Raw genomic sequence first — 15,861 nt, 5'->3', positions numbered from 1 at the left:
GATCATTAAAACTATTATCAAATGGCAGACAAAAACACAAGTACAGGTTTGGGCCACATTTTTCATGTGAGCCTTACCGACAAGTTCGAAAATGAAGATTACTGGCTGCATGTAGCGGGAAAAAAATACCCGCTGGTAATGCATTCGCCCGAATCACTGGCTATCGCCCATGCACAGGAACCCACGCTGGCGGCGTACCCGCAAGGGCATATTACGCACTACACGCAGGTGCCGGTAAAAATACCGCTTAACAAGGTAATCCGCATCTCCGTACGGCACACCAATTATACGGGCGTAGTGCCCGGCGATTTCGGGGTGCATCTGGTAGCCATCCACATAGTGCCTAACGATGAGGCTCATCAGCTGATGGCTACGCAAAACCAGGTGAAAGTGGTGTCACAGCCCATCGACTATGTGACCACTGCCAAAGCATTGGTCTTTCACCATGCTGACCTTATAACAGCCAATTCAGATTATGCGCCTATTGTAATGGAGCATATGGACCAGGTACAAGCACCTTCCACTTATTTATTAATACAACAGCTTGCCACGCAAATGCGCCTGGCCGGCCCCCCAACTGCCAACAGCGGCTGGGCCACCTATCAAGCGTACGATGCTGGCGCCAAAGGCACCAAACAAACCCTGGTGCCCACTGATAGCATCATGCAGCAGGCAGGCGCCTCCATGACTTCCGTACAGGTGAGCACCAAGAACGATACCCGGTTACAGGGCACCAGCTGGACACAGGAAACCGGTACCAGTGTGCAATCTTCCACCAACACCAATACGCCAGAGCTGTTAACTTCTGTAAAAGCAGACGCTGTTGGCGGCGACAACTGGACGGCCGCTCTCGCCAATACCAATACGGCCAACGGTTTGGAAACTTCTATCAAGGTGCTTAACAGTGGTACCAGACAGGTGCAGATAACCATGAATAATTACTATGTACGCTGGCTGGGGGCTTACATTCAGTTTGTTGATGCCGATGGCAATGCCATTAGCACGCCAACCTGGCAACCCGATGATGGCGGCATAGTAGCTGACATCGCCAATATCTTGAACCTGAATTACGACAACATGCGGTTTATTGGCTGGATCAATCCTATTAATACCGTATATGCCATTCCTATTGCTGCCGACCCGGGCACCCTTACCGTAAGCATAACTTTTCCCGAAAACGCCGTTTCGGCTAACCTGTTTGGTTGTGGCCTGGGCACCGGTAATAACCAATACCCAAAAACGCCGATAGTTGGCGGGGTATTCACCGGATTGGCCAATTTAGGTATCCCCACCTTCCTGCTCGGTTTTGGCGTGGCCGCCAATTCGTGTAAAGGTCTGTACGATGCTATGGGTAATCCCACTTTTATAAAAGCGGTAGTGGCCATCGGGGCGCTTTACTTTGGAGGCGATTTCATTTACAATGGCGCGGTGAATAAAAAAATGGACTGGCACGCCTTCTCTTCCCTTACCCAGATCCTGTTCAACCAGGCCTGTACCAAAGCGTTGGTCTGGTGCGAAGAACAAATTGCCGAAGGGGAAATTGAAGATGAGATCCCGTTTGCCGGCTGGATCATGCTGGCGATCAATATCGCCGCCACGATCGCGCAACTGGCAGAGACCATTATAGAAGTGGCTACCTCGCCCTGGATGATCACCAACAGCATTTCAACTACCATTACAAGCACGTTGACCATTTATCCCGATCCAAGACATGGGGCCTTCCCGGCATTGACACCTGGTGCCAAACAGGCGTCTTACGTTACCAAGATGATCTATCAGCAGCAAAACAGACCCAGCATTACTACGACTTCAGTGATCACTGATCCGAATGCATATCCCCCCACACTCCCCGCGCAATTTACCAATACGCTGGGTGGACAGGTAAAATTCGAAGTGGATTTTTATATTGATAACTGGCTGGCTGGTAAAGCCACTACTTCCTGGCTGGAAAACAATGAAGACAATACCGCCAATATTGTACTATACCTGTTTCAACAACCCATTCCACTTACCAATAAATCGATCTACGCGCATACCGCTATCCTGGGTTACCAGAATAATGCTTACACGTGGATCCCACAAACCACCCCGCCCAATGCTACTATAGCCAATACAGACACCAGTCAAAGCGGGAACGCTCTTTCCGACTGGACAGGTTTGGCGATTAGCCAGCGCAGTGGGATGATCGGTTTGGCCTGGAAGGCAGCCGGTATGGGTATTACCGATTGTTCAACCGGTGCCGGCGGCCAGCTTTATGCTTTTCAAAACATCGATATCCCTGGTACTGCCATGAACTCGGTGAAGTTTCCTTCCTGTGGGTTTACTTCCCCTTCAGAGCTGGTGTATGATGTATATCCGCCCAAGTTTTTAATGGAGAATGGTCAATTCGTAGTTGTCAATGGCAATCCTGTTCCGGACCCCACCGATGTAAGTCTGGGTAATTATTATGTTGATCCCCGCAAGGCCGATAACGACCAGGATGTAGATGGCGGCTACCATTTGCGTCAGGTAACGTTAGATGCCAGTACGCCGTTTAACATGAGCCCTGATCAGAATTCCTTTGGCCGTTTTCCTTATTATCCAGATTCTATTGCCATGCATCCCAGTGGTAATGTAGTTGGGGTGAATCGCAAATATTGTAAAATGATGATCACGCCGCTGGCGGGTGGTACCGGACTGGCTGATAATAATATTCCCCTGGCCGTTACCTTTGCCGGACAGGCATTGAACTATAATAACAGTAATGGCAGACCGGGTTTGTTGTTCACGCCGGTGGCTGTTACCTGTTCCTACGATGGTACCATCCTGGTGCTGGAACAACTGAGCAGCCAGGGCTTTAATATTGCCCGTTTACAGGCGTTTGACCTCAATGGTAATCCGGTGAACTGTTTCCAGGATGGCAGCGGCGATGCCTCGCCGTTCTTACTGGTGCCTTCCAATGTTACGTATCTCGACGTGGCAGCAGTAGGGGATAACTATACCACTTATTTGTATGTGTTGTTCTATGCCAATGACGGCAGCCACGTAAGCGACTATAGCATGGCCATCTATCAATATGGACAAGGTGCGCCCGCTGGCAATCTGCTGGTGACAACACCCAATATTCCCGCAGCCCGCCTGAATGTGGATATGTGGCATACGCTGTATACGCTGAACTATGCCATGACCCAGGATGGAAAAGGCAATAATGCCGGTCCGGCTGGTGGAACGGGAACAGGTCCCGCCGGGGTTACGGTACCCTCAGTAAGCGAATGGTTGCCACCGTTACCTTCCTAATTATTTGAATGTATTTTTAATGCCGCTTCTATAAACAAGGAGCGGCATTTTTTATGATCGGCAGTCGTGAAACGTGAAACGGTTCACTAGATTCGAGCCTCACTTCGGCAGTCGGCAATCGGCAGTCGGCAGAGGAATACGATAGTGTGCTCCACGCTGCGCGTGTCGTGGGCAGAAGGCAGGAATCCCAGTTCTGACAGTTAAGACGCTTTCTTTGTAGCCGGTTTTGATTTAAGGCTGGCCTTCAGTTTTTCCATAAGATCGGTGGTGGTGGCGTTGTGCACTACTTTAAGCGGCTTTCCGGTTACTTTTCCTTTGGCTTTTGCCTCAATTACCTGCAATAGCTTTTCAGAATAGGTGTCTGTATACTCGTCGGGTTTGAATGGTTTGGTTAGTTGGGCAATTAACATACTGGCCATTTTCAATTCATCGGCTTTTACCGGCGTGTCGGGTACATCAAGACCGGCCTCACTTCTGATCTCATTGGAAAAACGCAGCCGGTGCAATACCAGCACATTACGCAGCGGTTTTATCAGGCAGATCCATTCTTTGTTATGATAGACCAATGGCCCTAAGGCCGCTTTCCCTTCCTTTTTTAAGGCATCCCGCAGCAGCACGTAGGCTTTGGCGCCCATTTTATCAGGTTCCAGGTAATAGGGTTTTTCGTAATAAACGGCATCAATCTCTTTTTCCTCAATAAACTGGGTGATCTCCAGGTGGTCTATTTTTTCGGGCGCGGCTTTTTCAAAATCAGCCTCCTCTACAATTACATATTCTTCCCCCATTTGATAGGCTTTTACGATGTCTTCCTGGAACAATTCCTTTCCCGAGACCTCGCTTACTTTTTTATATTTTACCCGGCCATGCGTTTTTTTATCAAGCTGTACAAATGAGATATCGCTTTCATCTGCAGCCACATACATTCTGACAGGAATATTGACCAGGCCGAACCCGATCGACCCTTTCCACATTGAGCGCATACGTTAAGTTTTTAAAAGCCTGATTTAAAACCGGTACAGGAACATTGAAGTGTTTGGATGGGTAGGTATCGTGGTGGCCGCAGGCCGCGTTTATTGTTTTAAACAAAGGGTTTGAGGGAAAGTTTAGTAAAGGGGCAATTATTAAAAACAGGCATTAGGGCTGCCTCCTGAATCGTGAGGGAACCGCTGAATTGGGATCAAGTCCAATTGTTGAGGAGTTGGGGATTAAATTATTACGATCTGGAATATCAGGTGCAGCAATTAAGCCCACTTATTGGCAATGGTAAACCTTGTTTTTTAAAAGATATGGGCTGTCCTGGCACAAACTGCCTGTAGCGCCATAAGAAACCATTCTGGCTATTATTTTACCTTTAATAGAACAACTTCCATTCGACGCAATCAAAGGCTTTTTAGGCCTATTATCGCTTAGGTGCCACCGAAATAGGTGCATATCTATACCGAGACCATGTTAAGTCCTGGTCATCCTGCAGTTAACTTCTAGTGAGATTCTCTATTGATGTAGTCCTACAGGCTATTTCCCGCCAAAAAACGCCACCAAAACGCCACCGAAACGCCACCAAAAGGCCACTGCTCAGTGGCGTTATAGTGGGGTTTTCCTTGCCGTTCGGTGGGATATGTAGTATATAAGTGATATATATCACTAGGATCTGCACTATGTCTAACTAGGGTCTTGCCTGGATGTTGTTCGGGTTTTGCCGAAAAAAACCAGGTGTTATCAAAGGGTTTACACCAGGAGCATTCCCGAGTGGTAATAAGTTCTGGTCAGATTCATTCCGGTCACTAGTCAGATTCACTCCAGACAGCCATTTCCCCGGTCAGAATTGCATAGGAATTGCATAAGAATTGCATAGGAATTGCATAGACTATGTAATTCTGATGCAATTTTGCATGAATTCGGTTGGAATAAGTATCGCATATTCAATATGTTTAGCATATAATAATCGGCGTACTGCTATAGGGATCAATAGGGAAAAGCCTGCTAATAGTATTGATTTGAAGGCTTTTACAGGTATGGCTGACCGGTGTACCCTGACGTTGTACTATTGAAGGTCTCTTTTTGTACTGGATTGCAATAGTTTGGCTGCGACTTAATTTGCCTTACGGGACACCAGATTTCAGGGCCTTTCTAATATAGTTAATCGATTGGTACAGGTAACTGGATTAAACAGCTTAATAAACGTCAGGTACACTATATAGCTGGTCACAATTATATCAGCAGCCCCCTACCAGTTACATATTGTTGATTCCTTGCTTGATGAGTTGAGTAAACATCACCCGTTTGGTTAATCATCAAAAAATAGTAAATTTGTTGAAAATCAATATTATAATGGGAGCAGCTAAGCCTATAGATAAGGAAATCACCCATTACTTGGGGCATTTAAGTACAGAACAGAAGAAAGTTGTCCTTAGCGTAGTTAAATCATTTGCAAGGGAGGAAGAAGCGTGGGAAGACGACAAAGCATACATAGCTGAAATGGATAAGAGGTTTAAAGATTTAGAATCTGGTAAGGTTGCAGGGGTACAGCTGGAAGATTTGGCCACCAAGGCCAGACAAGCATTTAAAAACAGGAAACGTAAAAAGTAATGAAATATACTTATCAGATTCATCCTTTAGTTGAACAGGATTTTGAAGAGGGGTATATCTGGTATGAAGAAGGCAGAAAGGATTAGGAGAAAGATTTATAAATGCCGTTGATGCAAAAATAAAACAGATACAACAAAACCCAGAGGCTTATAGCAGTAAAGGCGTTAAATCTTTTAGAGAGGCTGAAGTAGATAGGTTTCCATATCTGGTAGTGTACAAAATAAGTAAGAGTAAAAAGGAGATATACATTACGTCAATCCATCACACGAAGAAGCACCCTCGTAAAAAATACAGAAAGTAATTCCTTCTAGCCATTGCAATTAGCAGTGGCTTTTTTTGTGTGCTGTATGCGAATATTGCTGAATTTGGTAATTCGACTTTTTAAAGAATAAAGAAGTATCTGTGGATTTATGAGATGGCATTTCATTCTATCACCATAACGTTTTTAAGTCATGATTACTATAGATAAAATTAAAATCTACAAGCGTTTTAATGGAGATGGTGATGGTTGGGCAAGGGGTGGAACCAAAGAAGAAAAATCATTCATGAATGACGATGATTGGTTTTTAATTGGGACTTTCGTTCAGGACATAAGCCTTATAAAGAAAGGTCTTGCTTCCTATTCTTTTAGGGATTCAATATACGAAAGGGTAAAGGAGAATTGTGATAGTGAAGAAACAATTCAAGCAATAATGGAAATGTAGTAGTTAAAAACGGAAATTTCAAACGCAACAAAGTATTCGCTTTCATGGTCCTTTACGAACACAAAGGGCTATTCATATGTACGTGGGGATAGCATGATAAATTTATAAGAATACATATGGATAACAGGTGATAATGGGTTGGATGTCCAAAATATTTTCTTTGCATAAAAAAGTCTGCTATCTACAATAGCAGGCTTTTTTATGCTCTTTATGCAGCTGCTGCCCCTCATCAGATCTTGTATTTACGAACCGTTCTATTTCGATCTTGTCCATTCAAAACGTCCGTTTTGATAAATATAGAATTTCGTAACCTTTCCCTCTTCAACCACAAATTCGCCGCTAACGCCCAGCATGTTCTTAAATTGAAAACCAGTTTCCGATTCAAAAAGCAGGGACTTTGTTTGTGTAGGTGAAAAGTGGGCAATAAGTCCGTCATTGGTTCTTTGGATAGTGACCGTTCTGTTGGTGTCAATAGACAGTTTATAAACGCCAACATATTTGTCAAGGATCGCAGGGTCTACTTTAACATCACTTTGCAAGGACTTACCCAGCGCGACAGCCGAAATGCCGGCAGACAGGTCTTCAATGGGAGCTGTTCCGAAATTACACAGGATGGCAATAAACACGTCCTCTCCGGGATAGTATATTTCATTGGTCCTAAACCCTGGCAGTCCCCCCTCATGTTCTATAGACTGAATGCCGTTATTTGTTTTTGCGAACCACCCATAACCATAATCTGTTGCTTTGCCATCACTCAGCCGGAAGGGGGTAAAGGCTTTTTGTAAGGTTTCCTTTTTCAGCAGCTGATAAGAATAAAGACCGTTGTGCCATTTGAGCAAATCGTCTACATTAGAGATCAGGCCCCCTGCGGCATATTCAATAGTTGGGCTCCAGAAGTCGGGATTCTTATAATCTGCCCCGTCTTTATAATAGCCATTTACCCGGCCGGGAATAATGTTGCCGTTACTGTCGAAACAGGTATGCGCCATTCCCAATGGTTTTAGCAGGTTGTCGATAATATAGTTTTGATACCGTTTACCCGATATTTTTTCAATGATATATCCTAATAAGTAATAACCGGAATTGCTATAGGAAAACCGGGCGCCGGGTATAAAGTTCAGCGGATAATTTTTAAAGCTGTCGATAACCTGTTTGGGGGTAAAATCCCAGCGCTCCATATTCTGACCCGAAAAGTTAAGCTGCAGATAGTCTTTAATGCCCGAGGTATGCGTAAGCAAATGTTCGATGGTAATAGTATGCCCTTTCGAAGGAAAGTCGGGAACAAATTTTTGCAAACTGTCGTTCAGGGAAATTTTGCCTTGTTCCATTAATTGCAGGATGGCCACGGCTGTAAACTGTTTGGTAATGGAGGCCAGGTTAAAGACCATACCGGTACTCAGCGGAACATTTAATTCCAGGTTGGCGCTCCCGAATGCTTTTTTATAGACGATCTGCCCATGCCTGGCCACCAGCACTTCACAACCAGGCTGTGAGGGAACGATATATCCGGCGATCAACTTGTCGAGCTTTTTCTCCAGTTGATTGCCTTGCCCATTTGAATTGATAATAGCTAGAAAAAAACCGGCAAACAGAAAAACAGACTTATGCATGTGTTGGGTTTTAATGATGGGTTTCAAACGAAAACTGAGTAGTGCAGTCGATACTATACGTATTGTTAAAAAGTGCAATGTCAGGAATGCTTGTTTCATGGCTGCGCGTTTGATGCAAACTGCTGGTTTTCTGTCTTAATTTGTTGAAAACAAGTTCTCAAATCCGGATTTGAGAATAATTAGTTGTCGGAACCGATCGTTTTCAGGTATGCCGAAGGTGTCACACCCTCTGATTGCTTAAATATACGTTGAAAAGTTGCCTGTGAATTGAACCCGCATTCAACGGCAAGGGCTGCTATGGTGAGTTGCTCCAGGCTGCCGCTCCGGAGTCTCCCTTTGAATTCCCCGATCCGATAGGCATTTACCCATTCGTTAAAATTTGTTTGTTGGTGTTGGTTCAGGACCGTTGAGATCATTTTGGCCACAATGCCCGTATGCTTTGCCACGGCTTCCAGGTTCAATTCAGGGTTCAGGTACAATTTGTCCTCTTTCATGCTTTTTTGAAGCAGGCTCATTATTTGTTCACCCCCTTCCTTTGTGATATCACGGTAAAGGGTCTTTTTTACTTTTTCGGTATTTATTGCCAGAGAAATGAAATAACCCTTCAATCCCAGCCAATAGATCATGATGGCAATTGGAATATAAATGGGGTACCAGTCAAATTTGTTTAAAAGCCGGTCGCTGTAAGCGGGATGGATATACGGGATCAGGTAGATGAACCAGATAAACTGAAAAGCTATAAATATGTTAATAAACAGTTGAAGCCATTTGCGTACAGCCTCTTTGTCTGTATGCACGCCGGCTGTTTTTTCTTTTCGTAAAAATCTGAATGAAAGTAATACATAAACCGTAAGCGATAACCACCGCGGTATATCGGAATACATATTATAGCGATCGATAAAAAGCCCCCAGGGTTCCGGGTTATATTTTATAACTTTCATGTACACCCCGGTAAGGAAAATAATGGTTGTTACCTGTGGTACAATATCTATGATACCGGCCAGGAACTGAAGCCTGTGGTTACGCGTAAGCCGGAAGGATGGATTGAGCATTGACTGAATGTAAAAATAAATGAGGGGGCCCATCGGCATGATGACGATCATTGGCACGAACCAGGAAATAATCCGTAGGATGCGGCTGGTCTCCAACAGGTTACTATGAACGCAATACAGGTTTAAACATGCCATGGACATCAGCAAAATAAGAAAAGCCAGCAGACGATTTGAACGTTTATTGACGGTACGGCGAAAAAGAAGTGTGCTTACGATCAATCCCTGTATGGTACCAAGCAGGATAATGGTATTTAGAAAGCCTGTCACGGTATACTTTTTTTGTATCTCAAATATAAAAAAACGTGTACAAAAATTGTATTTTGTTAAGGTAGGAGTATAATAGTAGAAAATATTTGCTAGCTGCACAATGGATAGGGAAAAATCTAAATGCAAAGAATTACGGTAATCTGGTAAACAATTGGTAATTATATGAAGGATTTAAAAGAACTGAAAGATATCGTCGTCAATAAGCCACTGGAGCAATCGGTGGTTACTATTGATCAAACAATGAGTTTCGTGAATGAAGTGTCTGATATACTTCTTCAGGGGCTTGACGCCTCTGAGGATCGTTTTATTTATACCGAAAGAATTAGCGTGTTCTTCGGGAGATATCTTGAAAAACTCAAGAGTCTTTTAGAAGGAAAAGATCTGGACCTGGCATTTTGGGCAGCAAGTCTTTTAATACATTATAAAATAAATGACAGTTTAGCGGAAAGTGTATTGTTAGATGCCATCGAATTTAGTGATAATGATGATCATGTTAGTACTGCTACAGTTATCCTATGCCGGAATAGAAATCAGAAAGTTATAGAAGTAATAAACAAAAGATTGAATAGTAAGAATCCTGAAAAGAAAATGCGGGATTATTTTATTGAAAAAATAAATGATCTTACGGAAGCTTTGGGTGGGTCAGTGTAATCTTGTGAGAGTGTGATAATGTGGCAATAGGGAATTAAGAACTGCCTTGGACAATTCAAATCAAAATATTTTCTTTGCATTATCATGGAAATAATAGCTATCCTGGAATCACATATACATCACTTTTTGCACGGTATAAAAACGGAAGCCAAAGAAGAGCGTGCAGCGGCCCTTATTATCGTAAAATATATCAGGGAAGGGGAGATAACAGCGGAAGAAGACCATATCTTGAAAACGCAGATCATGGACTCATTAAAAATTCTGGGGATAGGTGTGCCATTTGTCCTGATACCCGGCGCCTCGGTCCTAATGCCTATTCTTATCAAAGTAGCCAGTAAACACAATATTGAATTAATGCCATCGGCCTTTATTACGCCGGCAGATTCTGGTAATAGCGGAAATGTAATCTAGCAAGAGATCGTACTGGTGTGAATGGAAGAAATAATATTAGTTACCATAATGTTGCGCCATGATCACATTAGATAAAGTCAAAATTTACCAGCGTTTTAATGGCGATGTTGATCGTTGGGCTAGGGGTGGGACCAAAGAAGAAAGATCAATTATGAATGATAGTGATTGGTTTTTGATTGACAGTTTCATTCAGGATGGAAATCTTGTAAGGAAAGGTCTTGCGGCTGATTCTTTTATGGACTCAGTAAACGAAAGGCTAAATGAAAATTGTGATAGTGAGGAAACCATTCAGGCTATTAGGGAAATGGAATGATGGACCCAAGGCATTGCCCGCATCGCCGTCAGTTATTCCTTCTTATGCCGGCCATCTAATAAAAATCACTTTTAACCAGATCTACAGCGTATTCACCGATCATCATACAGGTGGCATTGGTATTCGCATTGATGAGGGTGGGCATTACGGAGGCATCTGCTACGCGCAGCCCTTTTATCCCGTGTACTGTTAAGTCTGATTTTACAACCGACATTTTATCACCGCCCATTTTACAAGTGCCAACAGGATGATACAAGGTGGAGGCGTTTTGGCGGATGTATTCTTCTATTTGTTTGTCTGTAGTGAGATTTTGTCCTTCATCGCTACGAAATTTGGTAAAAGCCTTCGTAAAAGCCAGTTCCCGGGTTAACCGGTACCCTTCCATTAATACTTTGAGGTCCATTTCGTTTTGCAGATAGTTTGCTTTTATTACTGGCGGCTGGGCCGGGTCGTTGGACCGAAGTGCTATACTGCCGGTGCTTTTGGGGGTGGCAACAATCGGGAGAAACCTGTAAAAAGAGGTTTTGTTTTCAAGCGACTCATGATAGAACAAAAATTGCAGATCGGGTGCTTCGTTGACGCCGGCATGTTTTGTCCGGGTAAATAATCCGGCGCAGGCTGGCAGCGGTAAATTAGCATGTGATAAGGTTGACTTAAAATCAAGATTAACCCCCACATGGTCCTGCAGGTTCTGGCCAACGCCGGGCAGGTTGGCTGTTACTTTTATTTTGAATGATTGTAAATGATCTGCAGCGCCAATACCGGAATGCATTAGGATTTTGGGTGACTCTATAGCGCCTGCGCAAAGGATTATTTCACTGGTATTAGCGGCCTGCTGCAGCTTTCCGTCTTTCAGGTATTCGACTCCACTTGCGCGCGTACCTGTAAACAACAGCCGGGAAACCTGGGCGAAGGTTTCTATGGTGAGGTTGGGTCTGGATAAAACTTCCGGGGAAAGAAAAGCGGTGGCGGCGCTTTGACGTTTCCCATTCTTCATATTTAACTGATACAGACCGGCCCCGTTTTCCTGTTGCGCACCATTAAAATCCCAGTCTGGGCCTTTATAACCCAGCTCTATGGCAGCCTCGATAAATGGCGAGCAACTTCCCGCTGAACAGGTTTTCCCGGTAATATGCAATGGTCCGTTTGTACCATGAAAAGCAGCAGATGCATTGGGAATGTTTTCCAGTTTGATGAAGTAGGGCAACACATTTTTATAGCTCCAGGCATAATTCCCGGCATTTGCCCATTGATCATAATTTAAATAATTACCCCGGACATAGATCATGGAATTGATAGAACTGCTGCCTCCTAACACTTTACCTCTTGGCCAGTTGATCCGCCGGTTGTTCAGGAAGGGTTCTTCTTCCGTTATATATTTCCAATCTACCTCAGACCCCAACAGTAATGGAAACCTGCTGGCATCATGGATATCGCGTTTTGAATCCGGTCCGCCTGCTTCCAGCAACAATACATTTACAGCAGGGTCTTCTGTAAGCCGGTTGGCCAATACACAACCGCTTGAACCAGCGCCAATGATTATAAAATCATACTGTTTATCTGGTCCTTTTTTTAGAAGTGTATTAGGAGAAACGACAAATCCAAAACCGAGCGCTGCGGTTGATTTCAGAAATGTACGTCTTGTAGTTTTTACCTGAGGTTGTGGGAGCACCTGTTGCATAAATATTTATTGCTTAAAAATATTTATTGAGGAATGTCTTTATATTGATTTCATATGACTGTGTGTTTAGGTGTGTCCTAAATGCACAATAAACAGTCTACGCAGGCATTTGTTTTTGCCGCCACCACCTAGTGTGTATAATAGAAATGCGTTTGTATTACGCACTAACGGGAATTTGTAACTGGTTCAGTAGGTTATATTGACTAACGATAATGAGTTTGCAATACTACACTTAATAATCTTATTGTGATATTACTTTAATATTACCAATATGTCACCCTGCAATAAGATCACAGGTCACTGTAGGTGGTAGAATAGTAATGCTAAGGATAATTGTTAGCGTGAAAGCGTATTGACGTATTGGTTGAATAGTATTACTGAACGTACAAGTGAGTGACACAACAGGTGGTGAGCGCTGTTGCCAAAAGCTGGCTAAAAGGAAATTGCTGATCGTTGGATTCCTTCCTTTCCTGGAAGTATAACGCTTAGATTACGGTTATATATATATATGGGGTACTTATGTGCGTTGCCCTTCTTTTTATTTATCTTCAGAAGAACTATGCCAGCCACCAAAACCATCTTTGCATTTTTCATGCTGACCAGTTTGCCTGGTGTTCGTTGCAGTAATACGAATACGCCGCCACTTGGCTCCGGCCCGGGGCTGTATTACATCCTGGAGAAGGAGAGCTCCCGTAGCAATAAACTGGTAATAGCCCGGCAATGTGATTTACACACTTACTTGACCTATAATGATACTATGGTGGAAATTGGTTATCATGTGGCGGTGGTGAACCGGTTTAAAATTGACCACATAACGCAGCAAGGCCGGGAACGGACCATCTTTTGCAAGGGGGAATATCCAGGGCCGGGTTATTTAGATACAACGGTAACGATGGACTTACACCTAAAGGCAGTTGATTCAAAAAGCCTGCAGACGGTTATGCGGTACAGTGATTTAGCCGGTTATTTAAAGACGGATACTTTTTTTATAACCCCGGCCTCCTTCATTGATAAGTTTAAAGTGGTTGACTGGGAATGCGAGAAGAAAGTAAAAGAATAATAATTTGTACTAATATATTATAAGCCGAACTATAAAGCCGTTATCATAGCAGCTTTGTAGTGGCTTACAACGCTTTGGTGTATCAATCCCTCAATTCATTCCCCATTTTCATCAATTTATTGCCAAAATCAACAACTTATCGGTAAGCCTGGAGATTATTAGATTAAAGATGTATTTTTAAATAATCTCAAATCATTATGATAAAACTCCGCTCTCCATTTCCTCCCAGATTTGACAAGCGGATCCGCCTGATAGGGCCGGTGGTTCTTTTTTTAACAGGCGCTGTCTTCCTCCGGCTTAAAATGTACCTGGATACACCCCGTAATTTATTACTCAATCATTTCATCATCGCGCTTAGCGCAGGGTATATTGGCTGGGAATTGACCCGTTTAACGGTGCTTTATATTCAAACCCGGTTGCCGGGGTTGGAAAGACTGCGGAAACGCCTGTTTTATCTGGCCATTGCCTTGTTTGTGTTAGCGAATATTGGTTATGCCATCAGACATATTACCCAATATATAGTCAATCACAATCCTGCCGGCTGGCCTACCTTTCTTGGTTATTCAACGGTTATGGGAGTGGTGATCTTTTATACCACCGTTACTATCTGTATTTATGAGGCTGGTTATTTATGGCAACAGGCCAAACAAACAATGGCCGAAAAGGAAAAACTGATCCGGTCGGAGTGGCAGGCTAAATATGATCTACTGAAGTCACAGATAAATCCGCATTTTTTATTTAACAGTATGAATTCGCTTGCCTCCCTGGTTGCGGAAGATACCACCCAGGCGGAAAAGTTTATTGATGAAATGTGCAAGGTGTACCGGTATCTATTACGTAACAACGAGCAGGAACTGGTTACGCTGGATACGGAACTACAATTCCTTCATTCCTACTGTCACTTATTGTCAACCCGGTACGGCAGTGGTTTTCAGCTGAAGTTACTGGTAAGTTCCTTATATAATAATTTTTTGATCCCACCCCTTACATTGCAGTTGCTGGTTGAAAATGCGGTAAAACACAATGTGGTGCACAAAGAGCACCCGTTGCTGGTAACAATTCAGTCAAATGAAGAAGGCCTGTTAACAATCTCCAATAATGTTCAACGAAAAAAGGTGGCCGTGCTTTCCAATGGAATGGGACTGGCAAATATTAATGCCAAATTTGAATTGTTGGACCAAAAGAATATGACCGTTGAGGAAGTAGATGAGCTGTTTATCGTTTCCATTCCCTTAATAAAGAATCATGATAATGACTAATAAAAGTGTAAAGTATTGTATTACTGCTTTGTTGGTATTGGTTTGTTATTCCGCTTCCGCCCAGAATGGAAAGATCATTGAACAGACGAAGTTTGATATTCCCGACTCGCTTGTAAATAAGTATCAACAAGTGATCCCGGGTATCAGGCTTGCTATTGATTCGGTTAATTTTTACCGGATAACCTATCTGTCTGATGGGTTGAAAGTAAAAGGCTATCTGGCCATTCCCAAAAGGGAAGCCTTGTATCCGGTTGTCATTTTTAACAGAGGTGGTAACCAGGAGTTTGGGAAAATAACAGATGCAGGTTTTGTACAAAACCTGGCGGTTTTATGCAGCCAGGGATACCTGGTGGTGGCCAGTCAGTACCGCGGTACCGATGGGGGCGAAGGGAAGGAAGAGTTCGGTGGCAGTGATGTAAATGATGTGATTAACCTGGTCCCCTTATTGGGTAACCTAAAACAGGCCGACACCTCCCGGATTGGGATGTTTGGCTGGAGCAGGGGCGGGATGATGACTTACCTGACGCTGACAAAAACAACGCGCATAAAAGCAGCCGTAGTGGGGAGCGGGCTCACTGATCTGTTCCGCACCCTGGAATCCAGACCTGATTTTGATAGTTTATGGCAGGCCATGATCCCCGGGTATGCCACACAAAAGAAGGAACTGCTTAAACAGCGATCGGCCACCTATTTTGCAAACAAGATCAATAAAACAACTCCTTTATTGATCTTTCAGGGAACGGCCGACTGGCGGGTGCCCACCAACCAGGTGCTGGAGTTCGTAAATAAATTATATGAATGTAAACAACCATTCAGGTTCATTTTATACGAAGGCGGCCAGCATTCACTTATCGAACACAGGGACGATTTTTATACCCAACTGATCGGTTGGTTCAATACCTATTTGCGTGATAAAAAGCCCTGGCCCTCGTTGGAGCTGCATGGTAATTAGGTGTTGTAATTGAACTGGACAAACGGCTAAATAGGAGTA

At 43.5% G+C, this 15,861-nt stretch carries 14 protein-coding genes; 10 read left to right on the top strand and 4 right to left on the bottom strand.

Annotated features, from left to right (window positions below):
* The first annotated feature begins 21 nt into the window (after positions 1 to 21).
* Entirely contained in the window at positions 22 to 3,276 is a 3,255-nt protein-coding gene (locus tag J7I42_RS17865; RefSeq protein WP_209140205.1) for a hypothetical protein, read from the top strand.
* A 200-nt stretch (positions 3,277 to 3,476) separates the two neighbouring features.
* Here the strand turns inward: J7I42_RS17865 and ku are convergent, their stop codons facing one another.
* Positions 3,477 to 4,256: a non-homologous end joining protein Ku gene (gene ku / locus J7I42_RS17860; protein WP_209140204.1), complete on the bottom strand. Its 780-nt coding sequence runs from the start codon at positions 4,254 to 4,256 to the stop codon at positions 3,477 to 3,479.
* A 1,300-nt stretch (positions 4,257 to 5,556) separates the two neighbouring features.
* On the opposite strand from ku, the gene J7I42_RS17855 reads away from it, so the two are divergent.
* The 3 genes from J7I42_RS17855 (at position 5,557) to J7I42_RS17845 (ending at position 6,566) form a co-directional block, all read left to right on the top strand.
* Entirely contained in the window at positions 5,557 to 5,862 is a 306-nt protein-coding gene (locus J7I42_RS17855; RefSeq protein ID WP_209140203.1) for a hypothetical protein, read from the top strand.
* A gap of 97 nt (positions 5,863 to 5,959) precedes the next feature.
* Entirely contained in the window at positions 5,960 to 6,163 is a 204-nt protein-coding gene (locus J7I42_RS35690; protein WP_209140729.1) for a type II toxin-antitoxin system RelE/ParE family toxin, read from the top strand.
* A gap of 151 nt (positions 6,164 to 6,314) precedes the next feature.
* The gene (locus J7I42_RS17845) at positions 6,315 to 6,566 is read left to right on the top strand and encodes a hypothetical protein (RefSeq protein WP_209140202.1); all 252 of its coding nucleotides are present in this window, start codon (positions 6,315 to 6,317) and stop codon (positions 6,564 to 6,566) included.
* A 254-nt stretch (positions 6,567 to 6,820) separates the two neighbouring features.
* Here the strand turns inward: J7I42_RS17845 and J7I42_RS17840 are convergent, their stop codons facing one another.
* Both J7I42_RS17840 and J7I42_RS35620 read right to left on the bottom strand, forming a co-directional pair.
* The gene (locus J7I42_RS17840; protein WP_209140201.1) at positions 6,821 to 8,176 is read right to left on the bottom strand and encodes a serine hydrolase; all 1,356 of its coding nucleotides are present in this window, start codon (positions 8,174 to 8,176) and stop codon (positions 6,821 to 6,823) included.
* Positions 8,177 to 8,355: 179 nt separating this feature from the next.
* Positions 8,356 to 9,495 carry a helix-turn-helix domain-containing protein gene (locus J7I42_RS35620; RefSeq protein WP_209140200.1) on the bottom strand — a complete coding sequence of 380 codons (1,140 nt, stop codon included), beginning with the start codon at positions 9,493 to 9,495 and terminating at the stop codon, positions 8,356 to 8,358.
* Between the two features lie 162 nt (positions 9,496 to 9,657).
* Between J7I42_RS35620 and J7I42_RS17830 the strand changes: the two genes are divergently transcribed.
* From J7I42_RS17830 to J7I42_RS17820, 3 genes are all read left to right on the top strand, one after another.
* Positions 9,658 to 10,146, top strand: a complete 489-nt coding sequence (locus tag J7I42_RS17830; RefSeq protein WP_209140199.1) for a hypothetical protein — start codon at positions 9,658 to 9,660, stop codon at positions 10,144 to 10,146.
* 84 nt (positions 10,147 to 10,230) lie between these two features.
* Positions 10,231 to 10,557, top strand: coding sequence for an LETM1 domain-containing protein (locus J7I42_RS17825; RefSeq protein WP_209140198.1), 327 nt, complete (start codon positions 10,231 to 10,233; stop codon positions 10,555 to 10,557).
* Positions 10,558 to 10,615: 58 nt separating this feature from the next.
* Positions 10,616 to 10,870: a hypothetical protein gene (locus J7I42_RS17820; RefSeq protein ID WP_209140197.1), complete on the top strand. Its 255-nt coding sequence runs from the start codon at positions 10,616 to 10,618 to the stop codon at positions 10,868 to 10,870.
* Between the two features lie 55 nt (positions 10,871 to 10,925).
* Here the strand turns inward: J7I42_RS17820 and J7I42_RS17815 are convergent, their stop codons facing one another.
* Positions 10,926 to 12,551, bottom strand: coding sequence for a GMC family oxidoreductase (locus J7I42_RS17815; RefSeq protein ID WP_209140196.1), 1,626 nt, complete (start codon positions 12,549 to 12,551; stop codon positions 10,926 to 10,928).
* A gap of 508 nt (positions 12,552 to 13,059) precedes the next feature.
* On the opposite strand from J7I42_RS17815, the gene J7I42_RS17810 reads away from it, so the two are divergent.
* The 3 genes from J7I42_RS17810 to J7I42_RS17800 all read left to right on the top strand — a co-directional run bounded on the left by J7I42_RS17810 (position 13,060) and on the right by J7I42_RS17800 (position 15,822).
* Positions 13,060 to 13,611 (top strand): hypothetical protein, encoded by a 552-nt coding sequence (locus J7I42_RS17810; RefSeq protein WP_209140195.1) that lies wholly within the window; start codon positions 13,060 to 13,062, stop codon positions 13,609 to 13,611.
* A 197-nt stretch (positions 13,612 to 13,808) separates the two neighbouring features.
* Complete coding sequence (locus J7I42_RS17805; RefSeq protein ID WP_209140194.1) at positions 13,809 to 14,870, top strand: sensor histidine kinase; 1,062 nt, start codon at positions 13,809 to 13,811, stop codon at positions 14,868 to 14,870.
* Positions 14,857 to 15,822, top strand: a complete 966-nt coding sequence (locus J7I42_RS17800) for an alpha/beta hydrolase family protein (RefSeq protein WP_209140193.1) — start codon at positions 14,857 to 14,859, stop codon at positions 15,820 to 15,822. Before J7I42_RS17805 ends, J7I42_RS17800 begins: the two co-directional genes overlap by 14 nt.
* The last annotated feature ends 39 nt before the right edge of the window (positions 15,823 to 15,861 follow it).

The organism is Niastella soli, from assembly GCF_017742245.1.
GTDB lineage: Bacteria > Bacteroidota > Bacteroidia > Chitinophagales > Chitinophagaceae > Niastella > Niastella soli.
Note: the sequence above shows the minus strand (reverse complement) of the source record. Positions and strands in the feature narration are given on the sequence as shown.